Here is a 13834-nt window from a genome sequence, read left to right on the forward strand (position 1 = left end):
AATATAAAAGCCTCTTTGATAAAATCAAAGTTTATTTAGAATAAATAAAAATAAAAACAAGTGCAGCCTTCTATCCGTTTCAATAATAGTATTTTACGGATAAAAAAAACCTCGATTTTTTAGAATCGAGGTGCAAAAAGAATGGGGATAGTGTTATTTTACCTTTTTAAGCGTATAGGTTTCGGATGTAACTTTTCCGGCTTGTTTTCCAGAAATTTTTGCAATCAGCGTAGTGGCATCTGCTAATTTATAATTGATTTTTTGTGGGTAATCGTGTTTTGGATTTTCGAATACCAAGTTTTTTTCGGTGGTGGAAGTGAGGGGAAACGAAACGGCTTCGTCATTATTTTCACCTTTTACAGTAGCTTTATAGATAAGGTTTTCTCCTTTTTGTTGCAACACAATTGTTTCGTTGTGCAAAGTATCTTTCCCTTTTATAAAATACGAAGTCCCTTCAAAAGTGCTGTCGTTTACAGATTTCCATGTTTCTTCTAAAATTCCTTGTTCAGACTGCTGGCTCCAAGTGCCCAAGAGCCATTGCGAAGCTTTGATTTTTTCATTTTTGTTCGCGTTGTTGTTACAAGACGCAAGTGCTAAAAAGACCAATAAAAGTGTCGTTTTTTGAAACATGATGCAAATTTTTTGTTTGGATTGATGGCGCTAATTTATGAAAAAAGTTTGCGTTCTTAACCGCAAAGATCACAAAGTTAGCGCAAGGAACGCAACGCTTAGCGAACTTTGCATAATTCTTTGTGAACTTTGCGGTTGAATAGAATTAAATGCTTTTCTCTAAAATAGAATAAACCAGTTCTTTTGTCGGTTTTTGATCTTTTAGTTTTTCTCTAACCATTTCAAAAGTAACTTTAAAATCACAACCCAATTTATAATCGCTACAACCGTAAGCCGTTTTTCCTTTTAGCACTGTTCCTTTTTTGCATTTTGGGCAAGTCAAAGTATCAACTGTCTTTTTTAATTCGGTTTTCTTTGGTTCTAATTTGAGTTTGAAATTTTCTTCAAAACGGATTAAACCCTCAACTGATCCTGCATCGGTTTTAAAGTCTTTTAAATTTACAGTTGATCCTTTTTGAAGCAAGCGCAAATATTGACTTTCAGAAATCTTTTTACCTTCAAAAACATAGGGAAGTACAAAATCACAATCCGATTTATATTCACTACAACCATAAGCCGATTTTCCTTTAATCAAATTTCCTTTTTTACATTTAGGACAGATTGCTGCCAAAATTCCTACCGCTTTCTTTTTCTCTACAACAGTTTCGATTTTTGGAACATTTGCGGCGTGTGAAATATTGGCACGTCTGGTTTCGCTTCTCACTTCATAGACTAAATTATCCACCATTTGCTTCATGTTTTTTATGAAAGCCGAAGCCGTATAGGCGCCTTTTTCAATGTCGCGCAATTGCTTTTCCCAAGTTCCTGTGAGTTCTGCTGATTTTATCAATTCATTCTGAATCGTATCAATCAATTGCACTCCTGTTGGTGTGGGCAAAACTTGTTTTTTATTGCGGACTATGTATTTTCGTCTAAAGAGCGTTTCAATAATATTCGCGCGAGTAGAAGGACGACCAATACCATTTTCTTTCATTAATTCTCGTAAATCCTCGTCGTCTACTTGTTTGCCAGCGGTTTCCATAGCTCTCAAAAGTGTAGCCTCGGTAAACTGATTGGGCGCTTTGGTTTCCTTTTCTAAAAAAGAAGGTTGGTGTGGTCCTTTTTCGCCAACCACAAAATTAGGAAGGAGGTCTGCTTCTTTTTCTTTGGTATTTGTACTGAGCGGAGTCGGAGTCTCAAAAACAACGCGGAATCCTTTCTTTAAGATTTCCTTCCCAGTAGTTTTGAAATGTACCTCGGCTGCTTTACCAATTACGGTAGTGTTAGCCACCAAACAATCGTCATAAAATACAGCGATAAAACGCTTTACAATGCTATCATATACTTGCTGCTGATTGAATTGTAAATGGCTCTGCACGCCAGTAGGAATGATGGCGTGGTGGTCGGTAACTTTTTTATCGTTAAATACCTTGGGCGATTTTTTTATCTTTTTTGCCAACAGCGGTTCTGTCAGTGCAGCATATTGCGTTAAGTTTTGCAAAATTGCAGGTACTTTTGGATAAATATCGTTGGGCAAGAAAGTAGTGTCAACTCTAGGGTAAGTAACTACTTTTTGTTCGTATAAAGTCTGAACAATTTTAAGTGTTTCCTCTGCTGAAAAACCAAATTTGGTATTGCAATACACCTGTAATCCTGTTAAATCAAAAAGTTTTGGAGCATATTCATTGCCCTTCTTTTTATCGATACTAACAATCTCAAAATCACTTTCTTTAACTTTGTTGGCCAAAACCGCTCCCTCGTCTTTATTCAAAAAACGCCCTTCTTCATAACTAAAAACCGTTTCTCTGTACAAGGTTTGCAATTCCCAATAGGGCTGAGGTTTAAAATTTTCAATCGCTTTGAAGCGTTCTACAACCATCGCCAGTGTAGGAGTTTGCACCCTTCCAATTGACAATACTTGTTGGTAACCACCGTGTTTTACAGTGTACAAACGCGTGGCATTCATCCCCAGCAACCAGTCGCCAATGGCTCTAGAGAAACCCGCATAAAACAAATTATCATATTGTGACGCTGGTTTTAGGTTTTGAAAACCTTCTTTAATAGCCTCTGAGGTCAGAGACGAAATCCATAAACGTTGTACTTCGCCTTTGTACTTCGCTTCGTTCATTACCCAACGCTGAATGAGTTCCCCTTCTTGTCCAGCATCACCACAATTAATCACAACTGTAGCTTTGTCAAACAAACTTTTGATGATGTTGAATTGCTTTTGAATTCCCGAATTCTGCACCAATTTAGTTTCAAATTTTTCTGGAAGCATCGGAAGGTTATTCAAATCCCAACTCTTCCAGTGAGGCCAATAATCGTTTGGTTCTTTCAAAGTACACAAATGCCCAAACGTATACGTTACCGCATAACCATTACCTTCAAAATACCCATCGTGCTTGGTATTCGCGCCCAATATGGTGGCAATTTCTCGAGCAACGCTGGGTTTTTCGGCAATACAAACCTTCATTTTTTCTTTATTAATTTGAAGGCGCAAATTAGGAATTTAGAAATTGAGAAACCATCAAAATAGGTAGGAGTTATGAACGAATCTTTTGGTTGTATTTAGGAGCAGCAACAATAGTGCTACCCTCACGAATCCTCCTGCTGTCCGCTATATCTGTGGCTCTGAACCCCAGAGCCACACGATGCCGCTACCATCAGGGCTAGACAAGAAGGTCTCCTTTTCATAACATAAAAAAACCTCGCTTATAATTTCCTAAGCGAGGTTCTATATATTTAATTTTTACTATTCTTCCATCAAGTATAACTTTCGATAGAAAAGAAGGTTCAATAGGCTTTAAAACGTATTCAGTTCTGGAAGTAACTAAAAGGCAAAGTAATTTTACCAACCTAAGTAATAATCATTTGCTAACCAGATAGGACGTTGTAATCCAAAGTGTTCTTGCAGCATTTTTTCTGCTTCGCAAAACGCTCCTTCAACCCAACCTTGCTGGTCTGAGTAGGCTTCTCCACAAATATGAATTTGCTCATTTTGTTCTGGTTTTCTCATATAAAGCATTACATTTTTTACCGCATAACCCGCTTTCCATGCATGGTAACCTGCTCCAAAAGGGTCATCCGTCCAATCTTTAAAATACGTTACATATGGCTCCGGAATAGTTACTTGCGGGCCATGCACTTCCCTAAGTTGATTGAGTAATTCGTTTACCATCAATTTTGTGGCTTGCACATCATTCAATTGATGCAATTCTTTTAAGGAGGCTGAGTTAGCCGCTTTAACTTCAAAAAGTACTTTGTCGTCGGATAATGCTTTCCAGAAGGTTTCGGTTTCCATATCTCCATAACTTCCCAATAACATAGAATTGTTTGTTACGGTATCTGTACCAAAATAATAGCATTGACGCATAGGTATGTCTGTAATAGAATGTCCCGAGTCGATGCCTAACTCTTTCCACCAAGGGTATTCAAATCCCATTAATATTTTAAAAGCGGGTTCCATTATAACGGAGCGAATATTTTCATTTAAAACAGAGTTTTCATTACTGTTAAAGAAGAAATTATTTTGGTCCAAAAGCTCTAAAGATTTTCTTGGCATTGCCAGTACAATGGTATTAGCATATACGTTCCATTCTGTGTTTGTTTTTAAATTCAAGAAGGTCAATTGGTATTTATGTGTGCTAGTACATGGATGCTCTTTTGTGAAAGTAATCAGTTTATTTTCAGACCAAATGCAAGCGTCTGAGTGTTCCATATACGAATTAGCAATGGCGTAGGCTATACTATCGTAACCTTCTTCTATAGTTTTATAAATGGTTCCTTCAGAAAAATCTCCTACCATATATGGAAATGCTTCTGCAGCATTCCAATTGATAGTATTTGAATAGTATCCACCAGCATTTGCCAGAAATTCATAACCCTCTTGCGAAACTTGATCTTTGATTAAATTCCAAAATCCTAAATCGTTGACTTTTCGATTGTAGTAAGGAGAATTAGGAAAATTATATACTAATTTGGGTTTTATATCGTCCCAGTCGACACTCGTAAGTTCAAAAGAATAGTCATAAATAGTCGTTCCTTTTTTAATTTTCGTGCCATAGTTTTCAGCTACCCACGCATCGGCCATTAATACGTCATAAATGATTTTATTGAAAAGTTGGTCAGAACTAAATCCTAAATCATTTTCATTTAAGAAATATCTTGTGATCAATTTTTTATCCTCTTTTTGTGCTTCATCCCAAGCGTTTTGTTTGAAATGCTCTTTTCGAAGATACATAATGAGTTTCGATGGATCTCCCATAGGAAAAGGAACAGGTGTCATTTTGTCTTTTAAAACAGGAATGCGTTTTTCAGGGTTTACTTCAGTTAAAGGATATCCTTCAATAAGTGTAGTTACGATTTGTTGAGAAGTCAGGTAGCGCATACCGCCTAATTCTCCCCAAAAGTTCATCCCAGGCATAATAACCGATTCTAGTCTTCCGCCGAGTTTACTATTCATATCAAAAATTTGTACTTCGCTTGCTTTGTATTTTTTATCTGTAACCAAGCGATAAGCTGTGTATAGTCCAGAAGTTCCTGCACCAATAATAGCTACTTCAATTTTTAAATCAGGTTGCATACCTGTTTGTAGTGGGGTGTTTTTATTCATTGTGTTCGTTATTTAGTTGATTTGAAAAATTGATGACCTAATTGAAAAGGAGTGATGTCAAAATTGGTTTTACCGTCCAATGCGAGATCGGACATAATTTTCCCTAAAAAAGGAGTGAATTTTGCCGCCCACCCAGTGGCATACAATACAATGTTCTTGTGATTCGGAACATAGCTTGGAGCAAAATCAATTAATAATTCTTTGTTGGGAATAGTACTCAAAGAAATTAGACAAGTTGAGGTGTATTCTGGAGTAGGATCTAAACCCGTCATATGGTCTTTTACCCAATCTGAAGTATATCCTAGTTCTTGTGCATTAGGAATAAGTTTTCGCTCACTAGGTTCATCAAGTGGATTGATAACAAAATCGGGAGCTACTCGAATGTACTCTGGATGGTCCCAATCTACTGATGGAAAACCATAAAATTGATTGCCGTTTTCACCGATGTTATTTTGGAATACAAACCAAGTTGGATATTGAATATTTGGATCGTTTTTTTTGAAATAAGCAGATGACATATTCCAATACGTCGCATCAATTTTGAAATGGAGCAAATTGATTACACTGTTGATGTATGGCCCAGGAATTATCACTAGTTTTTTAGAAATGTACTTTCCGTTTGGAGTAGTCACTTCAAAAAGCTCACCTGATTGATCGATAGCTATTACCGGTGCATTCTCTTCTAGGGAAACAGTTTCCTCTTTTTTACATAAATTTAAAAGGGCTTCGTTAGTGGCTTTAAAATTAATACTTCCACCATCGGCTTGAAATAATCCTGTGTAGTTTTCGGGGATGTTTTTAAAATGGTATTTTTCTTCAATTTCCTTTGCTGTAAGCGAAGTGTAAGGCACATTCAATGCTTTTAGTGCTTCTTCTGCTTCAGCAATATTTCCTTCTGTAGATTGTACCGTAGGGTCTCCAAACCAAAGTGTACCAACTTTGTCTATCAATTTGGTTTCACTTTCCTTTTCTAATTCAACCCAATACGGTTCTGAATCCAAAGCCATTTGTACCATGTATTCGTCGGGATAGGGGATTCTAAACTGACGCGAAACTCCTGCCGAACTGCCTAATTGATTTACAAAGGTAAACTGCTCTAAGACCAATGTTTTTGCTTTTCTTTTGCCAAGATGGTAAGCGGATGCTAATCCAATGGGACCACCTCCAATAACTATTGCATCGAAGTTTTCTGTTTTCATAGTTGCTCTTTTTAGTTTTTATCTTGTAATGTAATACAAGTCTAAAATTACTTCGGTTGCAAAATGTGTACAGAAAAAATGACACCAAGCTGTTTTTATTTGTTATTAAACCATCAACAGAAAAGCGTAACGATACCAATATTCTTAGCTGCTATGCCAATTGGATTATTCACTGCTTTTTTATGAAATGAAACTAAAAATGAGAGAAGTAGTAGCAATTCCTTAACGATAGCAGTTGCAAAAAAAAATCAGTCTGTATTTATTAGTGAGTTATTACGTTAGGTATGGGTTTCAAAGTCGCACTTTTGGAGCTGTAGTTGCTGATTTTACATTGATATCATTCTAAAGCTATTCCCGTAAAAAGTCAGGAGGCTTTTTCATATTTACGGTTTATAACACGATTTAAAATAGCTCGAAGTCAGAGACGTTCGAGCAGCATACACAAGAAATTTATTTATGGATAAGAACACTTCGGGTAGCGGGGTTATGAGATTCTCTGATGTTTTTTAGTTTGGATATATTTTTAATTGATAGTTCTGTTTTTCGAAAATGAACACTTGAGCTATTGTAAAGACTGAAATAGCAGGGCTTCAGGGCTTAAATGACGAATTAATTAGTTGTTATGACGTTGTTGTTTTTTATAAAGAATGAACAAGTGATAATCCAAATGATGAATGTTCCTTCGATGATACGTTGAAAAAGCCCTGTGTACTGTGGAAAGGAGTTAGATAGAAAAAAACCAATGAAAAGAATAGAATTTAGCCCGCAGAAAATGGCAATTTTTGATAATTGCAAATGTGTCTTTAATTGGCGTAAACCAATACCAATAGCAATAATACTAAGAGGGACAAAAATGTAAGTCAATAAACCGGTTAAGGTATGTATTAATTGCGATACACTTGGGTTTATAAATTCTTTATTGCATCCTTTGTCGCAAGGGAAAATGCCAACAATAGTGGTTGCAAAACCATAAAAAATCCCTAGTCCATAAAACCCAATTTTTATTAGGTTAGATTTCGGGAATTTTTTGTAGCCAAAAAAAGCAAAGAATGCTAACAATAGCCCACTAGGAATATAACCGAAATATCTTAAGCTCTCTCCATATGGTGTTCCAATAGCGTAGGGTGCAATCGTTTTGCGATAGATAGTCTATTGATTTTTCTATAAAGTTTTGTTGACCAAAAGAAAGCTGAATAACCAAAAAAAGTGGTAAAAAAAAGACCGTTGTATTGAGTTTCATAATTTCTCAGATTAAAACTAGTACCAAGAAGTGGTACAAAAATAAGAATGAGGTATAAATTTAGGAGTTTTTTTGATAGGTTACTACAAGTTTGTAGCCTGAACCCAGATAAAGCTTCAAAAAAGGTAAATTAAAAAGCTATATTTTTTGTGTTTAAGTGGGCTAGTTCGTGAGTTATTGGAGGAGGTACGGATTGCAAATCCGCGCTATCGGGCTTATGCCCAAAAGTGATGGAAAAACACTTAAAAAACCACATTCTTTTTACTCCAAAAAAAAAGAGAACTGAAAATCCTCTTGCAATCTCTCTAAAACTTTACGATAACCCCATAGATGGCGGACGTGTAATTGGTTCCGTTCAACACAGGTTTCATTGTTCGTGCTGCGCACGCAACGAAACCTTGGCTGTTAGCTGTAGCTTTTTTATTTATAAAGTTCAAGTCCTGTATTTTGTAAGTTAGTTTCAAGATACGATAATTCTTCATCCCAAAATTTCAATAAAATTAATTTTGATTTTAATGTGTCAAATTCAATGTCAGTTAAAATTATTGTTGCTGTAGTAGCTGAATAAATAGAATTAGGAAGTCCTTCTTTCATAAGGGCTTTTGTTCCATTTATTATTTTGTTTTTTCTTATTGTGCTTGTCTGAATACCGCTAATGAAATCGTCTGTAAATTCGTTTAATTGTTCTAATTTTTCTTGAATAGCATTACCAATTTCATATCTTTTAGTAACTAATCTGTCTTGGTCATTTAAGTTTAAAACAGAAACAGTTAATTTACCAAATTCATCAGTACCTTTTATTCTGTATCGCCAATATTTTAAATGCTTTTTCGGCTCAACAATGCTTGGGTCAATTATTGGTTCTAATATGGTGTCGTGGTCATTTTTAGTCCCATTACATTTTTTACAAGAAGGAAGTAAATTATCCCATTCTAGAACTTCATCTTTATATTTACCTTTATGGTGGAAATGTTCTACTTCTAAATATTTACTTTCTTCTTTTATATTTGCTTCGCAATAACAACATTTATTATTTGAAAAGTCTAATAAACTATTTTTTATAAAATCAATATTCCAAACTGATTTCCCCGTTAATTTAAATTCATCTGTTAATTTAGCTTGCAATTCAGCAGTAAGTTCAACAGGCTTTGGTGTTCTATCTAGTTTAATCATTTGCTGAAATTCCAGTTAATTGAATTTTTAATATTTTTTTTAATGAGTTTTCAGGATGCAACATTGCATCAAGAATTGCGAAATATTTAGATGCTTTTTCAAAATCTTCAATATCAATTGCAGTATTGAAATTTGAAACAGCATCTAAATAGGTAGAAGTTCTTGTTTCTGTCATTCCCATAACATCAGTCAATATTTCTTCTACTGTCCAACCTTGATAGCCATATTCTTGATTTATAATTGAGTTTAATTTGACTTCATTTGTTTCATCAAGTGTTAAAGGAATTATCTCTTTTGCATTTGCAACTTGTATAATATGAGGACTGTGAGTTGATGTAAATATTTGTGCATTTGGCAAGATTATTTTTAATGCTTCATATATTTTAGCTTGCCATTCAGGATGTAAGTGTAAATCAAGTTCATCTATAAAAACTATTCCATCAAAATCTTTGATATACTTACTTGGGTTTTTATATCTAAATTCGATTTCTTTTATTAAACCAATCATAACCGCCATACAAGACTTGTAACCCGATGATAAATATTCAAAATAAATTTCTCCATTTGGTGTATTAAGCATTAGGTCATTTGTGTTTGGATTTACTTTGACAAATGAAATTTGAGGATTTAAAATGTTAAAACACTCTTTTGCAAGATTAATATTTTTAATTTGATGTTCGTCTAAATGGTCTTTGTGAGCCGACCATAAGTGTCTATTTACAAACCAATTTTTTAAATCGTGTGGTAATGAGCCATGCATTGTTTCTCCCGCAAATTGATGAATGGTTTTTTGTGGATCTGTACTTAAAGACGATAAATGTTGATATGTAATATCTCTATGAGTTTTAAAAACGATAATATCATTTGAATTATCATAGAAACCTCTTGTTTGAGTTCTATTCTCATTTGGATGAAAAGTAGTTATAGTAAAGTTCTTTTCTAGATTAGTTCCGTTTTTAGATATATTAATATTCCAACTTCCACTTTCTACGCCCGCCATTCTTTTTATAGATGTAATATTATCTCCAAAAGATTGTGCTAAACAGTCTAATATTGTTGTTTTTCCGATACCATTTTGTCCACAAATTATATTAAAATGTTCATCAAAATTTAGTTCTAAATTTTTAATCGGTCCTATGCCTTTAATTTTTATATTATTTATTTTTAGCATTTTTGGTTTTTTATATGATTTTTGTTTCTGAAGAGGTAAAGTTACAGCTAACTAGCTTATAGGTCTGACAAAATCATTCAAAGCCATCCAATTTTGGGTAGATAGTTATGATAAGTCTCATAGCGCATTAGCCTTTCAAATATATACAATTTTCATTACAAAATTTATTGTCTTTGTTTTGTTTCTGAAGTTTGGGATAAAAAAAAACACACCCCCAGCCCCTCTCAAGAGGGGAGTTATGACTGCAAGGATTTCGGTTTTCCATAGTAATAGTACTTTGGGTTTTGTTATGGATAGTTTTCCATCAGCATAATTTCTAATCTCTAACTTCTTATTTCTAACGTTTCTAGCCCTGATGGGAGCGGCATCCTGTGGCTCTGGGGTTCAGAGCCACAGATATAGCGGACAGCAGGATTTAGCTCCTAAAAAAATCTGAAAAGGGGTTTCTGTAAATTGCTTTCTTTTTTGTATTTTTGCCGTCCAAAATATAAGGACAAGAATATGTTAGATAGACTTCAATATGTAAAACAGCGTTTCGACGAGATTTCGGATTTGATTATTCAGCCCGATGTTATCGCGGATCAAAAACGATATGTGCAACTCAACCAAGAATATAAAAGCATCAAAGCCTTGGTTGAAAAAAGAGAAGAATACATTATTGTCTTAGCCAATATTGATGAGGCTAACGAAATCATTGCTGATGGTAGTGATGCCGAAATGGTGGAAATGGCCAAAATGCAGTTGGAAGAAGCCAAAGAGCGTTTGCCACAACTTGAAGATGAAATCAAATTTATGTTGATTCCAAAAGACCCAGAAGACGCGAAAAACGTGATGGTGGAGATTCGTGCTGGTACGGGTGGTGATGAAGCGAGTATTTTTGCGGGCGATTTGTTCCGTATGTACACTAAATATTGCGAAAGTCAAGGTTGGAGAACCTCAGTGGTGGATATGAACGAGGGAACTTCGGGTGGTTTCAAAGAGGTGATTTTTGAGGTTACAGGAGAAGATGTATATGGAACTTTGAAGTTTGAAGCAGGTGTACACCGTGTGCAACGTGTCCCACAAACTGAAACACAAGGGCGTGTGCATACTTCGGCAGCAACAGTTATGGTGCTTCCAGAAGCAGAAGAATTTGATGTACAAATTGATATGAACGATGTTCGTGTGGACTTTTTCTGTTCGTCAGGACCTGGTGGACAATCGGTAAATACGACCAAATCTGCCGTTCGTTTGACGCACATTCCAACAGGATTGGTGGCGCAATGTCAGGATCAAAAATCACAACATAAGAATAAAGACAAGGCGTTGAACGTATTGCGTTCTCGTTTGTACGAAATGGAATTGGCCAAAAAACAAGCGGAAGATGCTTCAAAACGTACTTCGCAAGTGAGTTCAGGTGACCGTTCTGCTAAAATTCGTACTTATAATTACGCTCAAGGTCGTGTAACCGATCACCGAATTGGTTTGACGTTATATGATTTGGGTAACATTATGAACGGTGATATTCAGAAAATTGTAGCCGAATTACAATTGGTGAACAATATGGAAAAACTGAAAGAAGCTAGCGAGGTTTTTTAATTAACTAAGTATTGAGTACTAAGTACTAAGATTAAGATATTAGAAAAGATGCCATACTGAAATGTTTGGCATTTTTTTTAACAGGTTGCGAACTTTGAAAAAAACTTTGCGAACTTTGCGAACTTTGCCAACAACAACAACAACAACAAACTACAAACAATAAACAACTACTGTTTTGACAACACAACAACTACTAGAACAAATCCAATTGAAAAAGTCTTTTCTATGCGTAGGCTTAGATGTTGACTTGAATAAAATACCTTCTCATTTATTAGCAACGGAAGATCCAATCTTCGAATTCAATAAAGCCATTATCGATGCGACGCACGATTTATGTGTGGCCTACAAACCCAATACGGCTTTTTTTGAAGCGTATGGCATAAAAGGTTGGCAGTCGTTGCAAAGAACCATTGAATACATCAATGCTAATTATCCTGAACTCTTTACGATTGCAGATGCAAAACGTGGCGATATTGGGAATACGTCTTCAATGTATGCCAAAGCCTTTTTTGAGGATTTGAATTTTGATAGTGTAACAGTTGCGCCATATATGGGAAAAGATTCTGTGGAGCCATTTTTGGCTTTCGAAAACAAACACACCATAATGTTGGCCTTGACGTCTAACGAAGGCGCTTTTGATTTTCAAACCTTATCGGTAAATGGTACAGAATTGTACAAACAGGTTTTAGAAACCTCAAAATCGTGGAAAAACAGCCATAACTTGATGTATGTCGTAGGTGCCACCAAAGCAGAATACTTTACGGAAATTCGTAAAATTGTTCCTGATAGCTTCTTGTTGGTTCCTGGTGTTGGAGCACAAGGAGGCAGTCTGTCTGAGGTTTGTAAATACGGATTGAATAGTCAAGTAGGTTTGTTGATCAACTCGTCTCGCGCTATTATTTACGCTTCGAATAAAGAAGATTTTGCCGAAGTTGCTAGAAACGAAGCGTTGAAAATGCAACAGGAAATGGAGGAGATTCTTAGGTTAAATGTTTAAAGTTTAAAGGTTTAATATTGTTTGTTTAAACCGTTGCGTGCTTTGCGGTTATTTGTTTAAACATATAAGGCATATTAGGTCATTGAAGTTTTTTCTTTGCGACCCTTGCGTAAATCCTTGCGTCCTTTGCGGTTAAATTTTTCAAACCATTTTAAGACATTTAAGGTCATTGAAGTTTTTTCTTTGTGAACCTTGTGTAAGTCTTTGTGCTCTTTGCGGTTAAATTTTTCAAACCATTTAAGGCATTTAAGGTCATTTAAGTTTTTTCTTTGCGACCCTTGCGTAAATCCTTGCGTCCTTTGCGGTTAAATTTTTCAAACCATTTAAGGCATTTAAGGTCATTGAAGTTTTTCTTTGCGACCTTTGCGTAAATCCTTGCGCCCTTTGCGGTTAAATTTTTTGCGGTTAAATTCAATCAGTATGAAACAACTAACAGATCAAATCGGTACTTCTCATTTTTTTGAATCGACACCTCGTCGAATTGTATCGTTGGTTCCCTCACAAACGGAGTTGTTGTTTGATTTAGGATTGGAAGACCAAATCGTTGGAATCACCAAGTTTTGTGTACATCCAAAGCAATTGCTTAAAACCAAGAAAATAGTTGGCGGTACTAAACAAGTTCATTTTGATAAAATCAAAGCCTTACAACCTGATATCATTATCTGCAACAAAGAAGAAAACACGCTGGAAATGGTGCAAGAACTTTCTACAATTGCGCCAGTTTGGGTGACCAATGTAGTTACCATTGCAGATAATTTTCAAATGATTACCGATTTTGGATTGCTTTTCGATACAACTGCCGAAGCCAAAATTTTGAATGAAAGTATCCATTTGGCGTTGGCTGATTTTACAACTTTTATAGCAACCATTCCTACTCAAAAAGCAGTTTATTTTATCTGGAAAAAGCCTTATATGGTGGCAGCATCAGGTACTTTTATCCACGAGTTGTTGCAATTGAATAGATTCGATAATTTTTTTGGGACGCAATCCCGTTATCCCGAAATAGCTGTTGATGCGTCAACTCGATTTGATGCTGTTGATTTGGTGTTGCTTTCTTCGGAACCTTATCCTTTTAAGAATGAAGATGTAGCAGAGTTCACTTCCTTTTTTCCTAATGCCAAAATACGTTTAGTAGATGGTGAATATTTCTCGTGGCACGGCAGCCGATTACTTAAGGCGCTTTCTTATTTTAAAGAATTACAACAAGAGTTGGTTTTGAATGTTTAAGTTGTTGTTAGTTAGTGATTTGTGTTAG

The 13834-nt window shown here is 35.4% G+C and carries 10 protein-coding genes; 3 read left to right on the forward strand and 7 right to left on the reverse strand.

Annotation, left to right across the window (positions count from 1 at the left end):
• Positions 1-153: 153 nt before the first annotated feature.
• From ACSVH9_RS01345 to ACSVH9_RS01375, 7 genes are all read right to left on the reverse strand, one after another.
• On the reverse strand, positions 154-630 hold the full coding sequence (locus ACSVH9_RS01345) for a DUF6265 family protein (RefSeq protein ID WP_438062134.1): 477 nt from the start codon (positions 628-630) through the stop codon (positions 154-156).
• Positions 631-775: 145 nt separating this feature from the next.
• Entirely contained in the window at positions 776-3082 is a 2307-nt protein-coding gene (locus ACSVH9_RS01350; protein ID WP_438062135.1) for a DNA topoisomerase 3, read from the reverse strand.
• 375 nt (positions 3083-3457) lie between these two features.
• Positions 3458-5221 carry a flavin monoamine oxidase family protein gene (locus ACSVH9_RS01355; protein WP_438062136.1) on the reverse strand — a complete coding sequence of 588 codons (1764 nt, stop codon included), beginning with the start codon at positions 5219-5221 and terminating at the stop codon, positions 3458-3460.
• Between the two features lie 8 nt (positions 5222-5229).
• Entirely contained in the window at positions 5230-6420 is a 1191-nt protein-coding gene (locus ACSVH9_RS01360; RefSeq protein WP_438062137.1) for an FAD-dependent oxidoreductase, read from the reverse strand.
• A 609-nt stretch (positions 6421-7029) separates the two neighbouring features.
• On the reverse strand, positions 7030-7566 hold the full coding sequence (locus ACSVH9_RS01365) for a DUF998 domain-containing protein (RefSeq protein ID WP_438062518.1): 537 nt from the start codon (positions 7564-7566) through the stop codon (positions 7030-7032).
• A gap of 514 nt (positions 7567-8080) precedes the next feature.
• Positions 8081-8833: an HNH endonuclease gene (locus tag ACSVH9_RS01370; RefSeq protein ID WP_438062138.1), complete on the reverse strand. Its 753-nt coding sequence runs from the start codon at positions 8831-8833 to the stop codon at positions 8081-8083.
• Positions 8826-10004, reverse strand: a complete 1179-nt coding sequence (locus ACSVH9_RS01375; RefSeq protein WP_438062139.1) for an AAA family ATPase — start codon at positions 10002-10004, stop codon at positions 8826-8828. Before ACSVH9_RS01375 ends, ACSVH9_RS01370 begins: the two co-directional genes overlap by 8 nt.
• Positions 10005-10505: 501 nt before the next feature.
• Between ACSVH9_RS01375 and prfA the strand changes: the two genes are divergently transcribed.
• The 3 genes from prfA (at position 10506) to ACSVH9_RS01390 (ending at position 13806) form a co-directional block, all read left to right on the forward strand.
• Positions 10506-11582 (forward strand): peptide chain release factor 1, encoded by a 1077-nt coding sequence (gene prfA / locus ACSVH9_RS01380; protein ID WP_342692445.1) that lies wholly within the window; start codon positions 10506-10508, stop codon positions 11580-11582.
• 175 nt (positions 11583-11757) lie between these two features.
• A complete protein-coding gene (gene pyrF, locus ACSVH9_RS01385; RefSeq protein ID WP_438062140.1) occupies positions 11758-12579 on the forward strand; it encodes an orotidine-5'-phosphate decarboxylase in 822 nt (273 codons plus the stop codon).
• A 420-nt stretch (positions 12580-12999) separates the two neighbouring features.
• On the forward strand, positions 13000-13806 hold the full coding sequence (locus ACSVH9_RS01390; RefSeq protein ID WP_438062141.1) for an ABC transporter substrate-binding protein: 807 nt from the start codon (positions 13000-13002) through the stop codon (positions 13804-13806).
• Positions 13807-13834 lie beyond the last annotated feature (28 nt).

This window comes from Flavobacterium sp. RSSB_23 (genome assembly GCF_051547145.1).
Lineage (GTDB): Bacteria > Bacteroidota > Bacteroidia > Flavobacteriales > Flavobacteriaceae > Flavobacterium.